Source organism: Listeria immobilis, from assembly GCF_014322845.1.
Lineage (GTDB): Bacteria > Bacillota > Bacilli > Lactobacillales > Listeriaceae > Listeria > Listeria immobilis.
Genome location: NZ_JAASUA010000015.1, coordinates 18,285 through 41,220 on the forward strand (window position 1 = coordinate 18,285; position 22,936 = coordinate 41,220).

The following is a 22,936-nucleotide window of genomic DNA, read 5'->3' on the forward strand; positions in this document are numbered from 1 at the left end:
AACAGTTTGAAAGCATTTGGCGCTTTCAAACTGTTTTTTACATTTTTTTCTTAAGAAATAATACAATTGCAAGTAGTACTAGGAATGCTCCAATAACTATCGGCCAAATAGAAAATGCATCACCTGTTGTTGGTAAAAGTGCTGTGCTCGAATTATTCTCTAGCGCACGTGCAGTATCAAAATGGAAATAAGCAATTCCAAGTGAGAAAATAACGATAATACTTGAAAGCAATTTTTTAGAAAAAACCATTCTGCTCGCTCCTTTTTAGATCATAACTATATTATTAGTCATTTGATATTTTTTGTCAATGTATAGACCAATTTTAATAAAACGGCTATATATAATGGTTGACCTAGTATACATATTATTGTAAAATGAATTTGTTTCCTTGAAAAGTATTGAAGGAGGATAGTACAACTGAATAGAAGCGCCAGAACTGATTGGGACGAAAATGCTTGAAGGTGAAATTCCTGAAAAGTAACGAATCAGTTGACGAGGAGGAGATTAATCGAAATTTCGGCGGGAGTCTCCCGGCTGTGCATGCAGTCGTTAAGTCTTACTTACAAATCATTTGGGTGACCAAGTGGACAGAGTAGTAATGAAACATGTGCAAGAAACCTCCAAGGAAACCAAAAAATTAGAGGGCTTGAAATTGGATAAGTCTGCCCTCAAGTTAATTATTGGAGGAATTTATTATGTGTGGAATCGTTGGATATATTGGAACAAACAATGCGAAAGGTATTTTATTAGAAGGACTTGAAAAATTAGAATATCGTGGTTATGACTCCGCTGGTATTGCTTTACAAAACAAAGATTTAGTAACGGTTGTAAAAGAAAAAGGACGGATTGCTGATCTTGCAAACCTTGTACCAAGCGATGCATTTGGAACAACTGGAATCGGTCATACACGCTGGGCAACTCACGGAAAACCAAACCACGAAAATGCTCACCCGCATCAAAGCGAATCTGGCCGTTTTACAATCGTTCATAATGGAGTTATCGAAAACTATACACTATTAAAAGATGAATATTTAAAAGAGCATTCATTTATTAGTGATACAGATACAGAAGTAATTGTGCAGTTAATCGAATTATTTGCAAAAGAACTTCCAACAAAAGAAGCATTCAAAAAAGCATTATCTTTACTTCATGGATCTTATGCAATTTGTTTAATTGACCAAACCGATACAGAAACACTATACGCAGCAAAAAACAAAAGCCCTTTATTAATCGGAAAAGGTGAAAACTTCAACGTCATCGCAAGTGATGCAATGGCAGTTCTTAAAGAAACCGATGAATTTGTTGAAATTATGGATAAAGAAATTGTTATTGTTACAAAAGATGGCTTCACTTTAGAAACACTAGAAGGTGAAGAAATTATCCGTGCAAGCTATACAGCAGAACTAGATGCATCTGACATTGAAAAAGGGACTTACCCGCACTATATGTTAAAAGAAATTGACGAACAACCTGCTGTAACACGGAAAATCATTCAAGCATACCAGAATGAAGCCGGTGAAATTAACGTCAACCAAACAATTATCGAGGAAATCTTATCCTCTGATCGCATTCATATTGTCGCTTGTGGAACAAGTTATCATGCTGGTTTAGTTGGAAAAAACTTAATCGAAAAAATGGCGAAAATCCCAGTAGAAGTTCATGTTTCTAGTGAATTTGGCTATAATTTACCATTAATGTCGAAAAAACCACTATTTATTTTTATTACGCAAAGTGGAGAAACTGCAGATAGTCGTCAATGTCTTGTAAAAGTAAAAGAACTTGGTTATCGTACATTAACACTGACGAACGTACCAGGTTCCACACTTGATCGTGAAGCAGATCATTCGATGTATTTATATGCTGGACCAGAAATTGCCGTTGCTTCAACAAAAGCATATACAGCACAGATTTCTGTCTTAGCAGTACTTGCTGTTTCTCTTGGGCGCGAACTTGGAGACGCAGAAGCACTTAAGATTAATTTAGCTGCTGAACTGGGCATTGTTGCAACTGCAATGGAAGCAATGGTATCTAGTAAAGAAGTTATTGAACATATTGCCGGTGAATATTTAGCAACTTCTCGTAATGCTTTCTTCTTAGGTAGAAATATTGATTACTTTGTAGCAATGGAAGCTGCTCTAAAGTTAAAAGAAATTTCTTATATTCAAGCAGAAGGTTTTGCAAGTGGGGAATTAAAACATGGAACTATTGCGCTGATCGAAGACGGTACACCAGTTTTAGCACTTATTACACAAGAATCTATTAACTGGAATATACGCGGAAATGTCAATGAAGTTTTAGCGCGCGGAGCAAAAGCTTGTGTGTTTGCAATGGAAAATGTGGCACAACCAGAAGATCGATTCGTTATTCCACAAGTACATCCACTGCTAACGCCATTGGCAAGTGTTATTCCGTGTCAATTGCTAGCTTATTACGCAGCACTTCACCGTGATTGTGATGTGGATAAACCAAGAAACTTAGCAAAAAGTGTCACTGTAGAATAAATGGCATAATACCTTCTCCTGCTTGGAGGAGGTTTTTTGCGGAAATCAATAAATTTGCACCCACCCCTTGTTTTGCTATAAACTAAATAAGAATGGGGGAAGTAAGCTAATGGAAGTATCACATGTAACGCTCGAACCGAGTAAAGATAGTCGCCCAGCTGTTTTAACAATTGGTAAGTTTGATGGAGTGCATATCGGTCATCAAACTATTTTAAATACCGCCTTATCGATAAAAAAAGAGCATGAAATCTTAACTGCTATTAGTTTTAGCCCGCATCCACTATGGGCTTTAAAACAAATCGAAGTATACCGAGAAATGCTAACCCCGCGAATGGAAAAAGAGCGCTGGTTAAACCATTTTGGCGTAGATCATCTTATCGAAACCGCTTTTACACCAAAATATGCAGAAACAACGCCAGAACAATTTGTAGCAGAGCATTTGACTCAATTAAATTTGACGCATATTATTGTTGGTTCGGAATTTAATTTTGGAAAAGGGCGTGCTTCAGATGTGGAATTGCTCCGTGAACTTTGCGAGCCTTATCATATAAGCGTTACATCCGTCCCAGTTATTGAAACAAATCAAACAAAAATCAGCTCAACTAATATTCGTGACTTTATTAGGCGTGGTCGTTTTAAAGAAGCAGAAGAACTTCTTGGGCATCCTTGGTATATTACTGGAACAATCAAAAACGGTGAAATGAAGGATTTAGATGATTATGTTCTCCCAACAGGCGGCACTTATCAAACGGACACAACTAAAATAGATTTAACAAATAATCGGATAATTAAAGCAGACTTACCAGATGGTTTGCACAAACTACATATTACCAACCAACTTTCCTAGTGTTAGGGAAGTTTTTTCTTTACAAATTATAATTTTAGTAATATACTAATTTAGTAAATTACTAAAATTTAAAAGGAGAAATCTAATGAAGATTCCAACTACCTTAAAACATAAACCAGTAATTGTTGTTGAAAATTACGAAGAAGTGGATGGCAAGAATGCTTATAACTCAGATGCTAAAGGACTTTCTCTTGGACTCGCCCAGTGGAATGATCGCGGGAAAGTAGATATTTCTGCTAAAGTTTGGCGTCATACTGGTGATAAATGGTCCAGACAATCTGAAGAATTACCATTATATCGCGTGTTAGACTTAGCTATTTTAATTGCTAGAACAAAAGTACATTTTAAAGAAGCCTATCGTTTACCTGGCTTTTATGATAAAGAAAATCCAACTCTTGATCGAATTGGGTTGCAAGGAGACGCAATGACAATTTCTGTTTGTGAAGATAATGAATATATTGAAGAAGATATTGCACTTTTTGAACAAGTGTTAAAAAATAATGACGAGCTTCTTAGTGAGCGACTTCGTACACTTAGCAAACTTTTACAAGAAGCCGGCTATTAAGGAGGTGGCAAATATGAATAAAGAAAATCGAAAAGAACTGATTCGCGCATACAAAGAAAAAGCTCCTGATGCAGGTGTTTATCGTTTTATTTGCCGAGAAAGTGGCAAATATTTGATTGATAATACAATGGATCTAAAAGGAATAGCAAATAAGCTAGCTTTTGGTGTGAAAATCGGTGCCGGTAATATGCTACCACCTGAAATGGCAAAAGAAGCAAAACAATTCGGGATAGAATCAATTGATTTTGAAATACTAGAAAAAGTAGATATTAAGCCAGAAATGACAAAAGAAGATATAAAAGAAGAAAATGATGTGTTACTAAGTTTATGGTTGGAACGTAAAGATTTTTAAAGTGGCGAAAGGCTGTGGATTAACATAGTCTTTTTTTGTGGATGAAAAGTATAGTTAATTTTTAGAAAAATACACAAAATATCTATATTTCTTCAGTGAAAATGGTGCTATAATAGAATTTGAAACTTTACAAAAGGGAGTTGAGAAAATGAATTTTAGAAAACCAGAATTTATTTTAACATTGATAGCAGGAATTACTGGAGTTATTGCAGGAGTTACAGGAATAGTTGGCGGTGGCATTATGTCTGCATTATTGGAATCGCCTGAAGTAGTTTCTGAGGCAGGCCTTTATGGTTCAGAAGCAGAACAGTTAGCTGGTACTAGTGGATTAGTAGTTATTTTAGCTGGTGTAGCACTTATTATTGGGATTGCATTATTCATCTTCGCATTTTTTATTAAGAAAAATGCATTAGTATTTGGTATTTTAACGCTTGCTCTTGGAATCATCGGATTTTTCTTACTTAATTTTCTATGGGTTGTACCAGGTATACTTGCAGTTATTGCTGGTATCATGTGTCTAGCAAGAAAAACACCTAACACTTTTTAAGCAAGTTAATTAAAAAACTGTAAGCAAATGTGAATGCATTTTGCTTACAGTTTTTTTTGTAGGAATTTGTTTTAGAAAAGATAAACTTTATACATATAACTTTAAATAATAGCTAATGACTTTTTGCTGTTTTTATAACGATTCTCTCAAAGTTAAGTCAATGGGAACTATTTCAGTGACACTTCTTTTTTGATCAGGATTAGCAATAATGGAAAGTAAATTATCAACAGTTATTTGAGCGATTTTTGGTATATTTTGCTTCACACTACTTAGTTTAGGGACGGTGTATTTACATTGTGGTGTGTCATCAAAGCCAATGATTTTAATATCGCTTGGAATCTTTTTACCAATTGTTGGTAAAAATTCTAATAACTCGAGAGCAATATTATCATTGATTGCAAAAATGCCATCAACACAAGCTGCATTTTTTATAAAAGTATGCATGTTTTCTTGATAATCCTCTTTTTGTAAATCAACCGTGAATTTAGAAAGTTCTTCGTTATAAACGATATTATTTTTCTTTAATGCATCTTGAAAACCTTTCAAACGCTCTTTGGCAGAAGAAGACTGTCTATTATGCATGAATATTGCTGGGTTCTTTACGCCAGCCTGAATTAAAGCCTCTGTTGCTTCAAAAGCTCCTTGATAGTGATTGGAAGAAATGAAAATAGTGTTTTTGTCCTTAGGTTGACGGTCAATACAAACAAAGGGAATTCCATTTTCCGCATTGGCATATTTAAATCCAAATTCATCTGCACCAGAAATTACAATTAGCCCATCCACCATTTTGCTTTCTAGCATGTTTAAGTAGGCCATTTCCTTATCAAAATTACGCCCAGTATTACAAATAATAGTAGAGTAACCTTCCTCAAAAAGAATCGCTTCAATTTGTTGAACAACACTTGAGAAAAAATAATTGCTAATATCAGGAACTAAAATGCCAACAGAAAAAGATTTATTCATCCGCAAACTTTTAGCGCTAAAATTCATTTGATAATTAGTTTCTTTTATAACTTTTAAGACTTTCTTTCGTGTTTCTTCTGAAAATCGCCCGTTGTTGTTGATTACCCTCGATACGGTTGCTACCGATACACCGCTTAATTTTGCGATATCTTTTATGGAAGTTTTTTTCATCGTGTCCTCCTTTTATGAGTAAACGTTTTTCTTCATTACCCTATTTTCGCACAGAAATTTAAGTTTATCAAATAGAATAAAAAATAAAGCGTTGACATAATTAAATTATGGTGATATATTTAATTCGAAATGGTAAAACGATTACTCAAAATAAACCATCTTTTTTATTTGATCCATGAGTAATCGTTATCTCAAAGGAGTGAACTAATAATGAACGATAAGTTAATATGTCCTTCAATGATGTGTGCAGATTTTGCTAGCCTTAAGCAGGAAGTAGAAGCATTAGATCAAGCGGGAAGCGATATTTTCCACATTGATATTATGGATGGACAATTTGTACCGAATTTTGGAATGGGATTACAAGATTTTGAAGAGATTAGAAAACAGACGAAGAAATTAGTGGATGTTCATTTAATGATTAGGAATCCTGGGAATTATGTCGAGACTTTTGCAGATATGGGAGCGGATATTATTTATATTCATCCAGAAGCAGACACCCACCCAGCAAGAACATTAGATAAAATAAGACAAAAAGGGAAAAAAGCTGGAATTGCGATTAATCCTGGGACTTCAATTACAACTGTAAAAGAATTATTGTCACTTATTGATTATGTCATGGTGATGACCGTAAACCCAGGTTTTGCAGGCCAAGCTTACCTTGATTATGTCGATCAGAAAATTAGTGAATTATTAACTGTAAAACAGAATTATTCTTTTGAAATCATGGTAGATGGGGCAATTGCTCCAAATAAAATAGCTAAACTTTCTAAAATGGGTGTAAAAGGTTTCGTTCTTGGTACATCTTCGCTATTTGGAAAGTCTGCCAGTTATCAAGAAATTATCCAGAAATTAAAAAGTGACAAATTGGAGGAATTACAATGAAAATTGCAATCGGAAATGATCATGTTGGTATCGAACTAAAACCAGTTATAATAGAGTATTTACAAGAACTAGGTCATGAAGTGAAAGATTTTGGTGCTTATTCAAATAAAAGAACGGATTATCCAGAATACGGCAAAAAAGTAGCAGAAGATGTTGCGTCTGGAAATTCAGACTTAGGAATACTTATTTGTGGATCAGGTGTAGGAATTTCTATCGCCGCAAATAAAGTCAAAGGAATTCGTGCAGTGGTTTGTAGCGAACCGTATTCTGCTAAATTATCTCGCGAACACAACAATACAAATATTTTAGCATTTGGCTCTAGAGTAGTTGGCGCTGAGCTGGCAAAAATGATCGTTCAAAATTGGTTAGAAGCAGAATTTGAAGGTGGACGTCATGCAAAACGAGTGGAAATGATTGCCGATATAGAAGCTGAGGAGGAATTACAATGAACAAAGAAGTAACGAGACTTATCAGTGCATCCAAGCAAGATTTTGAACAAATGAATGGTAGAGATTTAAAACGTTCTATTTTTAAATCAGAAGGTAAATTAGTTGCTCCAATGGATGGCGAAATAGTGGTAGCTTTTCCAACTGGACATGCAATTGGAATGAGGTCAAGCAAAGGGACGGAAATTTTAATGCATATTGGCCTTGAAACAGTTGAATTAGCTGGTAAATACTTCGATGTTAAAGTAAAAGTAGGACAGAACGTTTCAAAAGGAGATACATTAGTTCTTTTTGATAGAGAAAAAATATTAGAGGAAAAATATAATTTAATTACGCCAATTTTAATTACTAATCCGCAAAAAGAAGTGAAGCTAGCTACACAAGGAAATACTCAGATTGGCGATAAACTAATTACAATGTGAGCATGGACAATTAGGCTACAAAACGGATAAAAAGTGATTGAAATAATTGGAAAGTGATTAATTATAATTGAAACACGTGAAATTATGTAATGCATTGACATGAAAAAGGGAGAATGGAATAAAAATACTTTTGATTAGGCTGTTTGTTTCCTGAAATTAATGGGAAACAAACAGCCTAATTTTTTTATTATACTATTTAAGTTCATCTTTTATGAGTTGGATTATTATAGATTTAGTAAGTAATGAAAACATTATTTGCTGGTGTTCTGTTTAGGATATACGGCGAATAACGTTTTTTTATTTTCTTTTTAGTGGAAGTGCTGTGCGATCCGATAAGGGCTTTTTTTATTTAGCAAAAATCCTTCTTCCACTAATTCCGTTAATAAATTAGAAATATTTGGTTGTGTTGTTCGACAATATCTTGCTAAAACGGATTGATTGATAAATTCCGGTAGAATAATCTCTTCCTTATTTTCGCTTTCTATCCCCATTTCCGCAGCTAGATTCTTGAAAGCTATATAAATACGTTCTGTTGGTGTTTTGGCAATCATTCCAAGTAACGCATAGTGCCTCGCAAAAACGTCCGCCATACTTGATAATAAGAAATCATTTACGTCAGGTTTCATTGCTAACACATTTAGTAAAAACTCCACTTCGATTTTATAAAGAACAAGTCTATTGCTCATGACAGTAATACTATGTTGTTTTTTCGGATAGCTAGAAAAAGTATCAATACCTAAAATATTACTCGGCAATACAAAAATCGAAATATAATTTGTTTTCCTAAGCGAATCCTCAAGTTCCACAGCAGCAAAACCTTCTACGACAAAGAAAATATGTTTGGACTTTTCTTCTTTAAAAATAATCTTATCGTTCATTGTATACGTTTTTTTAGATACATATTTATAGTAATCAGGAAACTCTTTTAAATAGTTAAGAACGGTATCCAGTTTGGCAGACATATAAAAACTCCTTTTCCATCTGATTTTCTTTATTATACTTTATTTTCCCTAAAAATTAGTTGTGAAAGGTTTGTGACTATGTCTAATTGATTGTAAACACAGGCTTTTAAATTTAAAAAAGAGTAAAACAAGCAGAATGTCAGCTTTTAAATATATATTATGTATAAATGACCGGATTTTCTTTTGGTATATTACATGCATAGCCAGTGTGACCTAAGTGATACAGTGACACGGACGAAAGGAGGCAATTATGAAATTTGATGATAGTAAACCTATTTATAAACAAATAGTTCACTTTATTCATAGAGAAATAATCACAGAAGTTTTTAAAGGTGGCGACAAATTATTGTCTGTAAGAGAGTTGGCTTTAAAACTAGAAGTAAACCCGACAACAGTACAACGAGCCTACGCTGAATTAGAAGAGCAAGGAATTATCTACACTATTCGCGGGACTGGCAAATATTTGACAGAAGATAAGAGGAGAATTACACAATTGGAAAACGAGACAGCAAGACAACTTACAGAAACCTTCATTAGAGAAATGCTGAAACTAGGTTTAAACAAAGAAAAAATAATCGCTTGGGTGAAAAAAACAAAGGAGGATGTAAATTAATGTTAATTGGAACAAATATTTCAAAATCATACTCCAATCAATTAATATTTCAGCAAGTTGATTTTACAGCAAAACCTGGCGATATGATTGTGCTTACAGGAGAAAATGGTAGTGGTAAAACAACTTTGCTAAATATCTTAGCTAATTTGAATAAACCAGATAATGGAACGATTGAGTTAGATGGGCAAATGTTCACTAATAATGATATTCGCCAGCATATAGCTTATCTAAGTAACGATCTGTTTACTTCAAAAAATATCACCATTGAAGCTTATATGAAACAACATGCTTTTCTTTTTGAAGATATTCAATTAGAAAAATGGGAAAAGTTACTCGCTACTTGGCAAATTGATAAACAATTGAAGTTAGCAGAATTATCTACTGGCATGCTAATGAAAGTGAAAATTGGTAGTGTTCTAGCGAGGAAGGTGAAGCTCTACCTTTACGATGAACCTTTTGCCAATATAGATATTCTAGCTCGTTCAGAAGTAATGAAAGCAATTATAAGTGGAACTGACCCAGATGGAATAACTATTATTTCATCACATCATCTAGAAGGAACCGAGCAACTTTACAATCAGCTATGGCTTATTAAAAAAGGTGCGCTTAAAACAATTGATACAGAAAGCTACCGCGAAGAAACTGGCAATTCATTAATTGATTTTTATAAGGAGGAAATGAACAAATGAAAAAAATGATTACTTTTTATCTCAAACAAATCAGCCCAATTCTTGTTATCGGGCTTGCAATAATTTTAGGACTTAACTTAGTTGGAGTGACAATGAACCTATTGGAAGGTTCGGATTTACTTTTTAGAGCCATCCGAGGAACGACGGTAATGAGCTTGCTACTGGTTCTTATAACAACATGGAAAATTACTAAACTAGACACTTCAAAAGAAAACTTAACACTTGTATCTCTTTCACGGCACTCAGAAACAACTAAATTCTTTGGAAAACTATTCGCTGCCTATTTAGCAGCAGTTGTCATAATTCTAGTTCAAAGTGCGTTTATTTGGTATTACGGACTGGAAGCTGGACGTATGGAAGCAGGCGATGCACTAGCTTTTGTATCAGGAATAGGTATGATGTTTTTGTTTATCTCTATGTTTGTTTGTTATTTTGTGATTCCAGTAAGTTGGTTGAAGGACCATGTGAAGACAAGCTATGTTCAAAAAGCAGGCGTGATTTTTCTTCTGTTTGGCATCTTAATCTTCAATTTATTAGCAGAGTACTACTTGCATATTTATAATAGCGCAGGAGTTATTTCAATTTTGCCAAATGGTCATTTTGAGATTTCATTACTATCGATTGTTTGGAATGGAGCTTTATGTGCGATTATTGCAGGAAGTTATCTTTATTATAAAACGAAAAAAGTCGACACAATTTAAACACAGGGAGAGAACTAAATGTTAGAAATTAAAGGTCTACAAAAATCCTATAAATTAGGAAAGAAAAATGAAGTTCCTGTCTTGAAAAATATTAATGCTACAATTCAAGACGGAGAATTCGCTACCATTATCGGCAAAAGTGGAAGTGGAAAATCTACGTTGCTAAATATTATTAGCGGGTTAGATACGGATTATGACGGATCAGTTCTATATAATGGGGAAGATTTACAAACAATTGATTTGGATAAATATCATTTTAATCATATTGGCTTTATTTTCCAAAGCTTCCATTTAGTCGGACATATGTCTGTTTTAGAAAATGTAAAAGTTCCGTTATATTTAAATCCAGAGTTATCGGAAAGCGAACGAAATAAACGGGCAAAGGATTTGCTTCAACAAGTTGGTTTAAAAGATTTTGAGAAGCAAAAACCGTCACAACTTTCTGGCGGACAAAAACAGCGAGTCGCAATTGCAAGAGCATTAGCTAATAACCCAGATATGATTATTGCTGATGAACCAACCGGCGCACTTGATAGTGTTACATCCGCTGAGATTATTAAATTGTTAAAAGATTTAACTAAACAAGGCACAACCGTTATTGTAGTTACACATGATTTAAACATTGCTGATAAAACCGATGCGGTCCTTCGACTTGCGGACGGGGAAGTAGTTTCATTTGAAAGAAAGCAAGAAATAACGCAAAAATTCACTCTGAAAAAAGGAAAGAAGTTGCGGTTAAATGGCTGGGCGATTGCTAAAATTTCTTTTCGAAGTTTCTTTAATCGGAAATTTCGAAACTTGCTTGTTGCACTTGGAACATCCATTGGAATTATCGCCATTTTATTAGCTTTTGGTCTTGGGAATGGTGTTAACCAAAGTTTGTCTCAAATATTCGGAACAACTTTCTCCCCTAATCAAATAACCACCTACTATATGGAAGATGGTGGATCAAAGTCACCCGAACCAACAACACCATTAACCGAAAGTGAAGTTAAAAAAATTAAGCAGCTTTATCAGGATGAAGATATTTCGGAAGTTTATGAGCGCACAACAATTCAAGGAATAAAATTTGAATACAATGGAAAAGATTTGCAAGGTGCATCAAATGAAATGCAAGAAGCGAATTTTAAACCAGCACGTTATGAAGATTTAACAGTAGAAGATGAATATTTACTGAGCGGGGAAATGGTTCAAAGTGATGAAGCAGGAGTAGTCATTCCGTCAAGTGTTGCTAAAAAAGCGCTTGGGAAATCAGATACAGCTGAATTAACTAAAAAAGAAGCTGATAAACTAATCGGTAAAAAAATAACTTTACTATTTGCCGGTAGAAATAGCGAAACGACCAATACTGTAAAAACAGAAACAGTTATTACTGGTATTACAAATCCGTCTAAAGAAGGGTTTGCAAGTGGATTTAATGTTTCTACAAAAACGATGAATGATTTTATAAAAAATACAGGAATTGAAAAACCGATTCTTTCTGTAGATGCTTTTACAAAAACAACAAAACAAGCCGAAGAAGTAGTGGAAAAATACGAGAATGATAAGTCATGGGCAAACTATTCGATTACTAATGCGAATGCTTTTGTAGATACTTTTAGTCAATTTACTGACATCATCGTGTATTTAATTGCTTTTGTTGCAGGTCTTTCTTTAGCAGTTGCTGGAGTAATGATTGCAATTGTACTTTATATCGGTGTTGTAGAACGGACAAGAGAAATTGGTGTATTTCGAGCGATTGGTTATCGTAAGCGCCATATCCGCGGACTATTTATGATGGAAGCAAGTTATATCATTATTTTAGCCAACGTGTTATCAAGTGCAGTAGCAATTACTATCGCAAAACTTGTGAGTCCGATTTTAGAAACAAGGATTGGCTTTGAAGAAATGATTCATATTTCTATTTGGAATTTCCTAGTAACACTTGCAATAACCATTACTATCGGCTTTATTTTCTCCATCTATCCGAGTACAAAAGCCGCAAAACTCGACGCAGCAGAAGCTTTACGATCAGAATAAAATGAGAAGAGGAATTTAAAAATGAAAAAACCAGTAAAAATCAGTCTTATAATTGTAGGAATTGCCGTAGTTATCTTTGCCGGAGTGATGCTTTCATATCGCTTCTTAAAATCAATGGATGTTACTCCAAACACGGAAATAAATGAATCAGCAACAGGAGATCACGTATTATTAGCTACACAAGGAAGCGATTTTAAAGATAGTGTTATCGACCAAATTGAGCAAGATATGGCGAATAAAAATGTGCATATTTCGATTATGGATACAACCAAATTAGATAAAGTAAGTGCGGATGATTATGATAAAGTAGTCCTATTTACAACCGTTCAATCCGATGATATTCCTGAAAATGTCACTACATTTATGAATGATAACAAAGATAAAAGTATCCATATCGCAGTTACCGCTGATTCTGGACGTTGGGATAAACAACCAAAAGATATCGATGCAATTTCAGAAGCTTCAAAAAGCGAGAATAAACAAGACTTTGTGGACGATTTGACAAAGGCGATTTTACAGTAACTAGAATGAAAAAAGTGTTATATGACAAGAGGTTTTTGTCATATGACACTTTTTTAATTTAGGAAAAACGGCATTTATAATTTGCGTTAAAATTTAATCGGAGGAAGATTTAAGTGGCTTCCAGATTGTAAGATAAATAAAAGAGGTAAAACTCGAAATATGGTATACTTAACCCTAAATAAACCGCATAAAAAGGTGGGCGATGAGGCAATGAAAAAAAGCAAGGCGGTTCAATTTCTGTTGTTTTTTTCAGCTATAGCACTTATTCTAAGCATGATTGGCGTTGCGTCCATTTGGTTGGGGCAGAAAAACCATCAAGCAAACGAAATTAAAAAAGAACCAACCCAAAATGAGTCAAAAGCGAGTGAAAAACAAACTACTTTTAAAATTACAGCACTTGGGGATTCGCTTACTTATGGAGTAGGGGATGTCGAAGGTGGCGGATATGTCCGAGTAGTAGACGACTTTTACAAAAAAACTACTAAAAATGTGGAAAATGTAAATTTAGCAATTAGTGGTGCAAAATCAGCGCAATTATTAAAACAGTTAGATCAAAAAGAAGTACAAAACCAAATAAAGTCAGCGGATGTTATTTTAATGACAATCGGTGGAAATGATTTATTTCGTGGTGGGGAAGCTTTAGATGATTTTGCAAGTGATGCTATTAAACAAGCAGAAACTAGTTATCAAAAAAATCTGCAACAAATCTATCAAACGATTCGTAAATTAAGCCCAACTGCCCCAGTTTTTCATATTGGTCTTTATAATCCATTTATGACACTGGAAAATGCAACAGAAATGTCGAGTGTAGTAGCGAATTGGAATATGGAGAGCCAAAACTTAACGCAAAAAGAGCCGGATATTATTTATATTCCGACGTTTGATTTATTCCAACAAAATGGAGCAGCCTATTTAGCCACAGATAAATTTCATCCGAATCATGCCGGGTATCAATTGATTGGCAAACGGGTAACCGAGGTAATTCAAACGGGAGGAGAAAAAAGCGATGGCAGCACCAGCACTTCAAGTAACTGATTTATACAAAAAAATTCGTAAGCGGGAAATAATAAAAGGAATTTCTTTTGAGGTTATGCCAGGAGAAGTATTTGGATTTCTTGGACCGAATGGAGCGGGGAAAACGACAACCATCCGGATGATCGTTGGCTTAATTAAGCCAACGTCAGGAAAGATTCTAATTAATGGGGCAGATATTCAAAAAAATTTCACAGAAGCGATGCGCAGTCTTGGATCTATTGTTGAAAATCCGGAATTCTATGGTTTTTTAACTGGTCAAGAAAATCTCGCTTATTTTGCTCGAATGGATCCATCTATAAAAAAAGAACGAATGCAAGAAGTAACTGCATTAGTAGGTTTAGAAAAAAGAATAAATGACCGTGTGTCTACCTATTCGCTTGGTATGCGTCAGCGGCTTGGGATTGCTCAAGCCTTGCTTTCTAATCCTAAATTATTAATTCTGGATGAACCAACAAATGGACTTGATCCATCAGGTATTCACGAAATGCGTGATTTTATCCGTGCACTTGCTGAAAATGAAGGAATTAGTGTACTCGTTTCATCACATTTACTCAGTGAAATTGAATTATTATGTGATCGGGTAGCAATTATGACAGATGGAACTATTATTAAAACAGATCAAGTAGCGCATTTACTTAGTTCCCGCGAACAACTTCGCTGGCGGGTAACTCCTTTTGAAAGCGCAAAAAATATTCTTAAAAAATATACTAAATTCGAAATTGATGGGGAATATTTGATTACACCTGTTAATGAAAAGAGTGCGGAATGGAACGAGCAGCTTGTATCACAAGGTATTCAAGTACACGAAATTGATAAACGTAAACCATCTTTGGAAGACCTATTCCTAGAGTTAACAGGAGGTCAGTCGATTGATTAATTTAGTTTATAACGAACAACTAAAACTATGGCGCAAAAAGCGTTTAATAGTTATCCTAGCATTAGTTGCAATCATCGTAGCTATTTTTACATATGCGCAGTTTAGACAGTATCAAGAAGATGAAAAACAAGCGGGAACAAGTGATTGGCATGTACAGACGCAACAAGAGATTGTCGATCTTGAAAACAGGCTTGGTACAGGACGACTTCCAGAAGAATATCAAAAATATTTCCAAGTGTTAGTCGGACAACTCCAATATTATTTAGATAATGATATTAATCCAAATGCACCAGGCGCACCAACATTTTTAAAAACATTTGTCGAAAATGGGATTAGCTTACTATTTCCGCTGTTTATTATGGTTATAGCAGCAGATTTAATTTCTGCTGAAACGAGCGCAGGGACGATGAAATTCTTACTTACGAGACCAGTAAAAAGATGGCGGATATTAACAAGTAAGTATATCTCTATGCTTCTATCCATCTCTGCGATTATGATTTTATCGGCAGTTATTGCTTACTTAATTTCAGGAATTGTTTTCGGTTATGGTGGCTGGAATGCTCCTGTCCTCACTGGATTTGGTATAAAAGATGGTGCAATAAGTACAACAGATGTATATCAGCTTCCTGTTTGGCGACTTTTATTAATGGAATTTGGACTTGCCTGGTTTGTTAGTGTCGTTGTCGGAGTGTTAACCATGTTTGTTTCGGTTCTCGTTCGCTCAACCGCAGCCGTAATGGGGATTATGCTTGCTTCTCTAATTACCGGAACTATCCTAACCAATCTCGTCAGCTCATGGCCAAGTGCGAAATATTTATTTATGGTTAATTTACAACTGACCAACTATTTAAACGGTTCGAGTCCACCAGTTGAAGGAATGACGTTGAATTTTTCGATGCTCGTTTTAACAGTTTGGATGTTAGTCGCATTCATCTTATCCTACTTTATTTTTACTAAAAGAGATGTTTATTAAAGAGCGTAAATTAGCGCTCTTTTTTACGTGCAATAAAAGTTACTTACTTTTTGTGAGCATATCGCTTTCTTTTTCAATAGTTTAGTTATAAACTGTAGTTAGTAATCAAAAAGGAGGTATAAACCAATGATTCAAGGAATACATCACATATCTGCATTAACCAAATCATTTACTCTAAATCACCATTTTTATTCAGATATATTAGGGCTTAGGCTCGTCAAAAATACAGTCAATCAAGCAAATATTAAGATGCGACATTTGTTTTATGGAGATTATGCAGGTACTCCAGGAACTTTGCTCACATTTTTTGAAGTTCCAAAAATTGGTTCAAGTTATTACGAACGTTCCTATTTTGGCAATATCACGTTAGGAATACCTAAAGACACAACCAACTACTGGGAAAAAAGGCTAACCGATTTTGCTATACCTTTTGAAAAAACAGAGAAGGCTTTAAGCTTATACGATCCCGACCGAATGGGTATCATCCTAACGGAAATCGCCGAAACCACATCGCACCCAACTATCCATACTGAAATACCAGAAGCGAAACAAGTCGTTCGGATACTAGGGGCTGATTATCATGTGCCGGATCCAGCCAAATCAAGCCATTTTTTCATGACTTATTTTGGATTAGAAAGCCAGAATGGGGTATTAGTAGATAGAAACCAAATGAGCTTTACACGACTCCATCAAACTTTCTCAGAGAAAAAATCACGAACTGGACGAGGAACGATTGACCATATTGCTTATACAGTCGCGACAAAAGCAGATGTTGATGAACTGCACAAAATCGCACTTCAAAACCAACTGACGATAGAAGAATTTGTAGACCGGGAATACTTTAAAAGTTTATATATCAGAGAACCGGGTGGGCTGCGTATTGAATTTGCCAGCGCCGAACCAGGTTTTACACTGGATGAACCACTAGAAAAACTCGGAGAAAAACTTGCTTTACCAAGCTTTTTAGAAGAAAAAAGAACGGAAATTGAAACTTATTTTGGAGGGGAAAAATAATGATTAAAGAGTTAAAAGGAATCCACCATGTAACAGCGATGACAAGTAGTGCCGAAAAAAATTATGCGTTTTTCACAGAAGTTTTAGGGATGCGTTTAGTGAAAAAGACTGTAAACCAAGATGACATTCATACGTATCACTTGTTTTTTGCAGATGATAAAGGGTCTGCTGGAACAGATATGACATTTTTTGATTTTCCTAATTTACCAAAAGGACGACATGGTACAGATAGTATTTCGCGTGTTTCTTTCCGTGTACCAACAGATGCCGCATTAGAATATTGGCTTAATCGTTTTAACCAGTTAGAAGTTCCGCATGGTGATATTAAAACGCTATTTGGAAAAAAATACCTAACATTCCAGGATTTTGATGATCAACAGCTACAACTTATTTCAGATGAAAATGATGAAGGTGTAGCCCCAGGAACCCCTTGGAAAAATGGACCTGTTCCAGAAAAATATGCTATTTACGGTTTAGGACCAGTATTTTTAACAGTAGGCTCATTAGCTAATATGGAGGCAATCTTATCATCAATATTTGGTTTTAGAAAAGTAGCAGAAGAAAATAGTCTGCATTTATATGAAGTTGGCGAAGGTGGAAATGGCGCACAAGTTATCGTTGAAGAAAGAACCGATATTCCAGCAGCGATGCAAGGATATGGCGGCGTTCACCATGTAGCCTTTCGTGTAGAAGATAATGATGAATTACAAAAATGGATTGAACGAATGAATACCATTGAAATACCAAATTCTGGCTATGTAAATCGTTTTTATTTTGAATCGCTATATGTTCCAGTATCAGAGAGAATCTTATTTGAATTTGCAACAGATGGTCCAGGATTTGCAAACGATGAACCTTATGAAACGCTAGGAGAAAAACTTGCTTTACCACCATTTTTAGAACCAAAAAGAGCAGAAATCGAAAAAATGGTTCGTCCCATTGATACAAAAAGGAGTTGAATATCCATGGAACATCTTTTTATTCCAGGTAAGAAGAACGACCTTGCACCATTGTTATTACTTCATGGTACAGGTGGAGATGAGAAATCACTTATCGAAGTAGCTGAATTTATCAATAGTGATGCGCCAATTCTTTCTTTAAGGGGTGATATTAAAGAGGGCGGTGCAAATCGATTTTTTAAACGATTCCATGATGGCAGTTTGGATTTAAATGATTTAGAGATTAAAACAAAAGAGCTAATTGACACAACACGGGAATTAGCGCAGAAATATGAGCTGGATTTTGAAAAAATTATTACAGTTGGTTATTCTAATGGAGCCAATATTGCAGCTAATGCCCTACTTCAAGCAGAAGATAGTTTTCACCAAGCAATTTTGTTTCATGCAATGCCAGCAGGAAATAACCAACCAGATTTTTCAATTAACCATCGAAGTGTCTTTTTATCAGCAGGTTTAAATGACCCACTAATTACCGCGGAAGCTTCCAAAGAACTTGTGGAAATTCTAGAAAAACGTGGAGCAAAAGTAGAAACAGTTTGGACAGCTGCAGGGCATGCATTAACAATGGAAGAATTAGAAGAAGCAAAAAAATGGTATCAAAACAACCAAAAGTGAGGTAGACAGATGGCTATTTTTAAAAGTGCTGATTTAACACAAAAAGAGAATTATAAATTTTTGACAGGAAGTATTATTCCGCGACCAATTGCTTTTGTAACAACACTTGCTGAAGATGGGGTGACGGTGAACGCTGCCCCATTCAGTTTTTTTAATATAGTTTCAAGTGATCCAGCCATTATTTCCATTGCCGTTCAGCGTGTAAACGGAGAGCAGAAAGATACTGCAAGAAATGCTGCTTTTACTAAAGAGCTAAATATTCATATTGTGAATGAAGAAATAGTAGAAGAAGTAAATAAAACTGCTGCTAGACTGGCTCCTGACGTTAGTGAAATGACACTTACTAATTTACATTTAGCGCCTGTACAAGAGATGAAAACACCTAAAATTGTAGAAGCAACGATCGTATTAACGACTAAGTTAGAGGCGTTAATTCCAATTGCTGATGATGAAGGACAAGTGGTGGCTGACTTAATACTTGCGCGTGTAGAGACATATGAAGTAGACGATACAGTTTTTGATAAAGAGAATGGATACATTTTACCAGAAGCACTGGCACCAGTTGGACGAATGGCTGGAAATGATTATACAAAACTAGGTGAAATTTTTCAGTTGGAACGGCCAATTTAGTAATAAGTAGTTGCGAAACAATAGCCATCATGTTAAACTAAGAGCAACTTAAATCGAACGGAGGGTTGTCCATCATGCGTTACATTAGACTACGTTTCCCAAAGAATCTATGCAACTAATTTAATAGTGCGGGAATATCTATGCTTATTTAGTATGGATAACGGGATTGGTCTTGCGTGCATGTATGGCACCCAAAATAAATATGGGTAGAATAAGGGGGAGTTTTCCCTTTTTTAACAGCAAGCTAGTATCTTTTTGATGCTATTTTTGTGTTTTATTTTACTCAGAAACCCTGACCGCGCTGAATCTATTTCAGGAGGTCCTTTTTTATGGAGAAAAAAGTATTAATCGTTGGTGTGAGCCAAAAACAAAAAGATTTTGATTATTCAATGGAAGAATTAGCCAACTTAGCGGCTGCAAATAATATGGAAGTTGTGGGAGAACTGCGACAAAATATGGATCGTGAAAACCGAGCAACCTATGTTGGTAAAGGAAAAGTAGATGAAGTTAAAGGGCTAGCAGAAATGCAAGAAGCTCAGTTAATTATTTTTAATGATGAACTATCGCCGTCACAAATACGAAACTTAGAAGAAGCACTTGAACTGGATGTGATGGACAGAACGGGTTTGATTTTAGCCATCTTTGCGAATCGAGCAAAAACAAAAGAAGCCCAACTTCAAGTAGAAATTGCAAAACTTCAATATGAACTACCACGAATTTTTGGGCAAGGCGAAGATATGGATCAACAAAGCGGAAAAGGCGGACTTAGCAACCGGGGATCTGGAGAAAAGAAAATTGAAACAGACCGCAGAACGATTAAAGATCAAATTCGTCATTTACAAAAAGAGTTAGCCGTGCTTGTGGATGACCGCGAAGTACGTCGTCGTAAACGGAAGAAAAATGAAATTCCGGTCGTATCACTTGTTGGTTATACTAATGCTGGGAAGTCAACTACAATGAACGGTTTGGTACGAGCTTATAGTGAAACAACAAATAAACAAGTTTTTGAGCAGGACATGCTTTTTGCGACACTCGAAACAAGCGTCCGCGAAATCGTGTTACCAGACAATAAACAATTTTTACTAACAGATACAGTTGGATTTGTTAGTAAGTTACCACATCAACTTGTCAAAGCGTTTCGTTCCACGCTAGAAGAAGCTCGTGATGCAGATTTACTCATTCATGTAGTTGATTATTCTGACCCGCATTACAAAACGATGATGAAAACAACTGAAGAAACATTGAAAGCTGTTGGTGTAGAAGATGTTCCCGTTATTTATGCTTATAACAAAGCAGACCTTTTAGAGGACGAAATCTATCCAAAACAAACCGACAATACAATAGTTTTTTCCGCACGAGAACAACCAAGTTTAGCATTTTTAACTGAAATCATTAAAAAAGAACTATTCGCGAGCTATGAAAAATGTGAATATCTGATTCCATTTGAAGCAGGACAAATTGTTGCTTATTTAAATGATCATGCCAAAGTTTTGGAGACTGAGTATCTGGAAAATGGAACAAAAATCTTAGCAGAAGTGAGCCCGGCAGACCTACAAAAATTAAAAAAATATCAGATAGAAGTGTAATTAAATAAAGCGAGTTCTTATTAGATTTGCTATAATGAACCATACAGCAAATTTAGTTAGGAGCATTCTATCTATGAAAAAAACAGGTTGGGGTATACTTGGCGCAGTGGCTGCTTTTACAGGGTATGCGTATTGGTCGACAAAACATTTAACATGCACTAGTTATGAAATAGTGTCTGATAAAATACCAGCAGAATGGGATGGAGCAAGCTTTGTTCAACTTTCAGATCAGCACAGTGCAAGTTTTGGTTTATATAATAATCCTTTGTTAAGTATGGTGAATGAACTAGCTCCAGATGCCGTATTTTTAACAGGCGATATACTGGACGGGGATGAATCTCCTGTTGTCGCAATGGCTTTAGTGCGAAAACTTGCAAAAGCTTTTCCAACATTTTATGTGAGCGGAAATCATGAAGGTAGAAGCGCTTTTTATGAAGATTTTAAGGCGGATATGGAAGCCCATCAAGTCACAGTACTTGAGAATGAACGCTACTTTCTAAAGAAAAATGACGCTGCTATTATGATTGCAGGCGTAATGGATCCACGTTTTTCGAAAGAGGATTGGTTAGCAGCCGATTTACCAAAAAGCGAATGGGAAAAAGAAGCATTAACGGCATCACTTGACGAAGCAACGTATCATTTATCACCTGATTACTTTACGATTTTACTTGCGCATCGACCGGAGTTTTGGCCTTTATATCAAGCCTATCCGGTTGATGTCGTATTATCTGGTCATGCTCATGGAGGTCAATTTAGATTTCCGCTTACAGAAGGATTATTCGCTCCTGGTCAAGGCTTTTTACCAAAATGGACAGCAGGTATTCATCGTGCTGGCCAAAAAGCGCTAATTGTTAGCCGTGGACTTGGAAATGCTACTATAATCCCACGACTTTTCAACGACCCAGAAGTGATACAGATTACACTTAAAGCAAAAAAGGAGTCTTAAAAACGTGATTTATTTAGATAATGAAGACGTGCTTGATCAAGCATATAATTTTGCAATGGAAGAATATGCTTTGCGTTTTTTAGATGAAAATGAAACGTATTTTATGTTTTATCGCATGAAGCCAACGATTATTGTTGGTAAAAATCAAAACACGTTAGAAGAAATCAATCAGACATTTGTGGAGCAGCATCATGTTGATGTACTGCGAAGGCTTTCTGGTGGTGGAGCGGTATATAATGATGAGGGAAATATCAGCTTTAGTATGATTACCAAAGATGATGGAGATAGCTTTCAAAATTTCGCTAAATTCACAGAACCGGTTATTCAGGCCCTTCAAAAGTTAGGTGTTAATGCCAAGCTAAGTGGTCGTAATGATATCGAGGTAGATGGAAAGAAAATAAGTGGTAATGCCCAGTTTGTCACAAAAGGTCGACTTTATAGCCATGGAACGCTACTTTTTGATGTTGATCTAGATAGGCTTGAAGCTGCATTGCAAGTTGACCCAGAAAAGTATCTATCGAAAGGCGTGAAATCTGTCCGAAGCCGAGTGACAACGATACGTGAACATTTAGCAGAAGATATGGATATTCACTCTTTTAAACAAATTTTATTAGAATCAATTTTTGGTACAACAAATATTCCGCGGTATCATTTTACAAAAGCGGATATGGACGGTATCGAAAAATTACGTGTGGAACGTTACCGCAACTGGGATTGGACCTATGGAAAGTCACCTAAAGCTAGCATAAAACGCAAAAAAAGATTTCCAGCAGGCACAATTGAATTTCAATTGGAGTTAAATAAAGGTCGAATAAAAGAAGTGACAATTTATGGTGATTTTTTTGGTACAGAAGATGTTGCTGAATTAGCTAATCAAATGAGTGGAATTCGTTTCGAACGACAAACGGTTAGTAATATTTTTGAGTCAGTCGATATGAAAAAATACTTTGGAAATATTAAAAAAGAAGCAATTATTGCTATGTTATTTGAATAAGAAAAAACTCTGAGAAGCTTCACTCAGAGTTTTTTTGTTATAAAAAGAAAACGATTTCATTTTTATATTGACAGGTATTAAATATATATAGTATTATTTAAATA

26 protein-coding genes are annotated in these 22,936 nt (G+C 35.3%); 23 read left to right on the forward strand and 3 right to left on the reverse strand.

From position 1 onward, the window contains the following. Window positions 1-37 precede the first annotated feature (37 nt). Window positions 38-250, reverse strand: a complete 213-nt coding sequence (locus tag HCJ45_RS14140) for an LPXTG cell wall anchor domain-containing protein (protein ID WP_185344938.1) — start codon at window positions 248-250, stop codon at window positions 38-40. Between the two features lie 446 nt (window positions 251-696). Between HCJ45_RS14140 and glmS the strand changes: the two genes are divergently transcribed. The 5 genes from glmS to HCJ45_RS14165 all read left to right on the forward strand — a co-directional run bounded on the left by glmS (window position 697) and on the right by HCJ45_RS14165 (window position 4,813). Next, window positions 697-2,502, forward strand: coding sequence for a glutamine--fructose-6-phosphate transaminase (isomerizing) (gene glmS / locus HCJ45_RS14145; RefSeq protein ID WP_185344940.1), 1,806 nt, complete (start codon window positions 697-699; stop codon window positions 2,500-2,502). A 109-nt stretch (window positions 2,503-2,611) separates the two neighbouring features. After that, the gene (locus tag HCJ45_RS14150; RefSeq protein WP_185397519.1) at window positions 2,612-3,349 is read left to right on the forward strand and encodes an FAD synthetase family protein; all 738 of its coding nucleotides are present in this window, start codon (window positions 2,612-2,614) and stop codon (window positions 3,347-3,349) included. An 85-nt stretch (window positions 3,350-3,434) separates the two neighbouring features. After that, the gene (locus HCJ45_RS14155) at window positions 3,435-3,914 is read left to right on the forward strand and encodes a DUF6530 family protein (protein WP_187125225.1); all 480 of its coding nucleotides are present in this window, start codon (window positions 3,435-3,437) and stop codon (window positions 3,912-3,914) included. Window positions 3,915-3,927: 13 nt separating this feature from the next. Further along, complete coding sequence (locus HCJ45_RS14160; RefSeq protein ID WP_187125226.1) at window positions 3,928-4,266, forward strand: GIY-YIG nuclease family protein; 339 nt, start codon at window positions 3,928-3,930, stop codon at window positions 4,264-4,266. A gap of 148 nt (window positions 4,267-4,414) precedes the next feature. Further along, complete coding sequence (locus HCJ45_RS14165; RefSeq protein ID WP_187125227.1) at window positions 4,415-4,813, forward strand: DUF4064 domain-containing protein; 399 nt, start codon at window positions 4,415-4,417, stop codon at window positions 4,811-4,813. Between the two features lie 132 nt (window positions 4,814-4,945). Here HCJ45_RS14165 and HCJ45_RS14170 read toward each other — a convergent pair whose 3' ends face one another. Then, window positions 4,946-5,947, reverse strand: coding sequence for a LacI family DNA-binding transcriptional regulator (locus tag HCJ45_RS14170; protein WP_187125228.1), 1,002 nt, complete (start codon window positions 5,945-5,947; stop codon window positions 4,946-4,948). 210 nt (window positions 5,948-6,157) lie between these two features. Here HCJ45_RS14170 and rpe point away from each other — a divergent pair, with 210 nt between their 5' ends. Genes rpe through HCJ45_RS14185 form a run of 3 tightly spaced genes read left to right on the forward strand, consistent with a single transcriptional unit; the run spans window position 6,158 to window position 7,697 of the window. Next, a complete protein-coding gene (rpe, locus tag HCJ45_RS14175; protein WP_187125229.1) occupies window positions 6,158-6,829 on the forward strand; it encodes a ribulose-phosphate 3-epimerase in 672 nt (223 codons plus the stop codon). Continuing rightward, window positions 6,826-7,278, forward strand: a complete 453-nt coding sequence (gene rpiB / locus HCJ45_RS14180) for a ribose 5-phosphate isomerase B (protein WP_187125230.1) — start codon at window positions 6,826-6,828, stop codon at window positions 7,276-7,278. Before rpe ends, rpiB begins: the two co-directional genes overlap by 4 nt. Beyond that, on the forward strand, window positions 7,275-7,697 hold the full coding sequence (locus tag HCJ45_RS14185) for a PTS sugar transporter subunit IIA (protein WP_281384490.1): 423 nt from the start codon (window positions 7,275-7,277) through the stop codon (window positions 7,695-7,697). Before rpiB ends, HCJ45_RS14185 begins: the two co-directional genes overlap by 4 nt. Before the next feature lie 308 nt (window positions 7,698-8,005). Here the strand turns inward: HCJ45_RS14185 and HCJ45_RS14190 are convergent, their stop codons facing one another. Further along, window positions 8,006-8,659 (reverse strand): Crp/Fnr family transcriptional regulator, encoded by a 654-nt coding sequence (locus HCJ45_RS14190; RefSeq protein ID WP_187125231.1) that lies wholly within the window; start codon window positions 8,657-8,659, stop codon window positions 8,006-8,008. Between the two features lie 250 nt (window positions 8,660-8,909). Between HCJ45_RS14190 and HCJ45_RS14195 the strand changes: the two genes are divergently transcribed. From HCJ45_RS14195 to lplA, 15 genes are all read left to right on the forward strand, one after another. Beyond that, the gene (locus tag HCJ45_RS14195; RefSeq protein WP_187125232.1) at window positions 8,910-9,272 is read left to right on the forward strand and encodes a GntR family transcriptional regulator; all 363 of its coding nucleotides are present in this window, start codon (window positions 8,910-8,912) and stop codon (window positions 9,270-9,272) included. Then, on the forward strand, window positions 9,272-9,961 hold the full coding sequence (locus tag HCJ45_RS14200) for an ATP-binding cassette domain-containing protein (RefSeq protein ID WP_187125233.1): 690 nt from the start codon (window positions 9,272-9,274) through the stop codon (window positions 9,959-9,961). Before HCJ45_RS14195 ends, HCJ45_RS14200 begins: the two co-directional genes overlap by 1 nt. Further along, on the forward strand, window positions 9,958-10,662 hold the full coding sequence (locus HCJ45_RS14205) for an ABC transporter permease (RefSeq protein WP_187125234.1): 705 nt from the start codon (window positions 9,958-9,960) through the stop codon (window positions 10,660-10,662). The genes HCJ45_RS14200 and HCJ45_RS14205 overlap by 4 nt, the downstream gene beginning before the upstream one ends. Before the next feature lie 18 nt (window positions 10,663-10,680). Continuing rightward, window positions 10,681-12,681 (forward strand): ABC transporter ATP-binding protein/permease, encoded by a 2,001-nt coding sequence (locus tag HCJ45_RS14210; RefSeq protein ID WP_187125235.1) that lies wholly within the window; start codon window positions 10,681-10,683, stop codon window positions 12,679-12,681. Window positions 12,682-12,702: 21 nt separating this feature from the next. Continuing rightward, a complete protein-coding gene (locus HCJ45_RS14215) occupies window positions 12,703-13,203 on the forward strand; it encodes a hypothetical protein (RefSeq protein WP_187125236.1) in 501 nt (166 codons plus the stop codon). 210 nt (window positions 13,204-13,413) lie between these two features. Beyond that, on the forward strand, window positions 13,414-14,238 hold the full coding sequence (locus HCJ45_RS14220; protein ID WP_187125237.1) for an SGNH/GDSL hydrolase family protein: 825 nt from the start codon (window positions 13,414-13,416) through the stop codon (window positions 14,236-14,238). Then, on the forward strand, window positions 14,210-15,115 hold the full coding sequence (locus HCJ45_RS14225; RefSeq protein WP_187125238.1) for an ABC transporter ATP-binding protein: 906 nt from the start codon (window positions 14,210-14,212) through the stop codon (window positions 15,113-15,115). The genes HCJ45_RS14220 and HCJ45_RS14225 overlap by 29 nt, the downstream gene beginning before the upstream one ends. Beyond that, window positions 15,108-16,088, forward strand: coding sequence for an ABC transporter permease (locus HCJ45_RS14230; RefSeq protein WP_187125239.1), 981 nt, complete (start codon window positions 15,108-15,110; stop codon window positions 16,086-16,088). Before HCJ45_RS14225 ends, HCJ45_RS14230 begins: the two co-directional genes overlap by 8 nt. A 126-nt stretch (window positions 16,089-16,214) precedes the next feature. Next, a complete protein-coding gene (locus tag HCJ45_RS14235; RefSeq protein WP_187125240.1) occupies window positions 16,215-17,102 on the forward strand; it encodes a VOC family protein in 888 nt (295 codons plus the stop codon). Next, window positions 17,102-18,061, forward strand: coding sequence for a ring-cleaving dioxygenase (locus HCJ45_RS14240; protein ID WP_187125241.1), 960 nt, complete (start codon window positions 17,102-17,104; stop codon window positions 18,059-18,061). Before HCJ45_RS14235 ends, HCJ45_RS14240 begins: the two co-directional genes overlap by 1 nt. 6 nt (window positions 18,062-18,067) lie before the next feature. Further along, window positions 18,068-18,676, forward strand: coding sequence for an alpha/beta hydrolase (locus HCJ45_RS14245; protein WP_187125242.1), 609 nt, complete (start codon window positions 18,068-18,070; stop codon window positions 18,674-18,676). A gap of 9 nt (window positions 18,677-18,685) precedes the next feature. Beyond that, window positions 18,686-19,306 (forward strand): flavin reductase family protein, encoded by a 621-nt coding sequence (locus tag HCJ45_RS14250; protein WP_187125243.1) that lies wholly within the window; start codon window positions 18,686-18,688, stop codon window positions 19,304-19,306. Between the two features lie 329 nt (window positions 19,307-19,635). Beyond that, complete coding sequence (gene hflX / locus HCJ45_RS14255; protein ID WP_187125244.1) at window positions 19,636-20,892, forward strand: GTPase HflX; 1,257 nt, start codon at window positions 19,636-19,638, stop codon at window positions 20,890-20,892. Between the two features lie 73 nt (window positions 20,893-20,965). Then, window positions 20,966-21,838, forward strand: a complete 873-nt coding sequence (locus HCJ45_RS14260; RefSeq protein ID WP_187125245.1) for a metallophosphoesterase — start codon at window positions 20,966-20,968, stop codon at window positions 21,836-21,838. Between the two features lie 4 nt (window positions 21,839-21,842). Then, complete coding sequence (gene lplA, locus HCJ45_RS14265; protein ID WP_187125246.1) at window positions 21,843-22,832, forward strand: lipoate--protein ligase; 990 nt, start codon at window positions 21,843-21,845, stop codon at window positions 22,830-22,832. Window positions 22,833-22,936: the final 104 nt, after the last annotated feature.

What these genes read in the sequence shown, in the direction of transcription:
- HCJ45_RS14170 (WP_187125228.1), bottom strand. Translation starts at nt 5,947, where the DNA reads ATGAAAAAAACTTCCATAAAAGATATCGCAAAATTAAGCGGTGTATCG.
- HCJ45_RS14150 (WP_185397519.1), top strand. Translation starts at nt 2,612, where the DNA reads ATGGAAGTATCACATGTAACGCTCGAACCGAGTAAAGATAGTCGCCCA.
- rpe (WP_187125229.1), top strand. Translation starts at nt 6,158, where the DNA reads ATGAACGATAAGTTAATATGTCCTTCAATGATGTGTGCAGATTTTGCT.
- HCJ45_RS14225 (WP_187125238.1), top strand. Translation starts at nt 14,210, where the DNA reads ATGGCAGCACCAGCACTTCAAGTAACTGATTTATACAAAAAAATTCGT.
- HCJ45_RS14245 (WP_187125242.1), top strand. Translation starts at nt 18,068, where the DNA reads ATGGAACATCTTTTTATTCCAGGTAAGAAGAACGACCTTGCACCATTG.
- HCJ45_RS14205 (WP_187125234.1), top strand. Translation starts at nt 9,958, where the DNA reads ATGAAAAAAATGATTACTTTTTATCTCAAACAAATCAGCCCAATTCTT.
- rpiB (WP_187125230.1), top strand. Translation starts at nt 6,826, where the DNA reads ATGAAAATTGCAATCGGAAATGATCATGTTGGTATCGAACTAAAACCA.
- HCJ45_RS14215 (WP_187125236.1), top strand. Translation starts at nt 12,703, where the DNA reads ATGAAAAAACCAGTAAAAATCAGTCTTATAATTGTAGGAATTGCCGTA.
- HCJ45_RS14190 (WP_187125231.1), bottom strand. Translation starts at nt 8,659, where the DNA reads ATGTCTGCCAAACTGGATACCGTTCTTAACTATTTAAAAGAGTTTCCT.
- HCJ45_RS14240 (WP_187125241.1), top strand. Translation starts at nt 17,102, where the DNA reads ATGATTAAAGAGTTAAAAGGAATCCACCATGTAACAGCGATGACAAGT.
- HCJ45_RS14210 (WP_187125235.1), top strand. Translation starts at nt 10,681, where the DNA reads ATGTTAGAAATTAAAGGTCTACAAAAATCCTATAAATTAGGAAAGAAA.
- HCJ45_RS14250 (WP_187125243.1), top strand. Translation starts at nt 18,686, where the DNA reads ATGGCTATTTTTAAAAGTGCTGATTTAACACAAAAAGAGAATTATAAA.
- HCJ45_RS14195 (WP_187125232.1), top strand. Translation starts at nt 8,910, where the DNA reads ATGAAATTTGATGATAGTAAACCTATTTATAAACAAATAGTTCACTTT.
- hflX (WP_187125244.1), top strand. Translation starts at nt 19,636, where the DNA reads ATGGAGAAAAAAGTATTAATCGTTGGTGTGAGCCAAAAACAAAAAGAT.
- HCJ45_RS14260 (WP_187125245.1), top strand. Translation starts at nt 20,966, where the DNA reads ATGAAAAAAACAGGTTGGGGTATACTTGGCGCAGTGGCTGCTTTTACA.
- HCJ45_RS14200 (WP_187125233.1), top strand. Translation starts at nt 9,272, where the DNA reads ATGTTAATTGGAACAAATATTTCAAAATCATACTCCAATCAATTAATA.
- HCJ45_RS14155 (WP_187125225.1), top strand. Translation starts at nt 3,435, where the DNA reads ATGAAGATTCCAACTACCTTAAAACATAAACCAGTAATTGTTGTTGAA.
- HCJ45_RS14140 (WP_185344938.1), bottom strand. Translation starts at nt 250, where the DNA reads ATGGTTTTTTCTAAAAAATTGCTTTCAAGTATTATCGTTATTTTCTCA.
- HCJ45_RS14165 (WP_187125227.1), top strand. Translation starts at nt 4,415, where the DNA reads ATGAATTTTAGAAAACCAGAATTTATTTTAACATTGATAGCAGGAATT.
- glmS (WP_185344940.1), top strand. Translation starts at nt 697, where the DNA reads ATGTGTGGAATCGTTGGATATATTGGAACAAACAATGCGAAAGGTATT.
- HCJ45_RS14160 (WP_187125226.1), top strand. Translation starts at nt 3,928, where the DNA reads ATGAATAAAGAAAATCGAAAAGAACTGATTCGCGCATACAAAGAAAAA.
- HCJ45_RS14220 (WP_187125237.1), top strand. Translation starts at nt 13,414, where the DNA reads ATGAAAAAAAGCAAGGCGGTTCAATTTCTGTTGTTTTTTTCAGCTATA.
- HCJ45_RS14185 (WP_281384490.1), top strand. Translation starts at nt 7,275, where the DNA reads ATGAACAAAGAAGTAACGAGACTTATCAGTGCATCCAAGCAAGATTTT.
- HCJ45_RS14235 (WP_187125240.1), top strand. Translation starts at nt 16,215, where the DNA reads ATGATTCAAGGAATACATCACATATCTGCATTAACCAAATCATTTACT.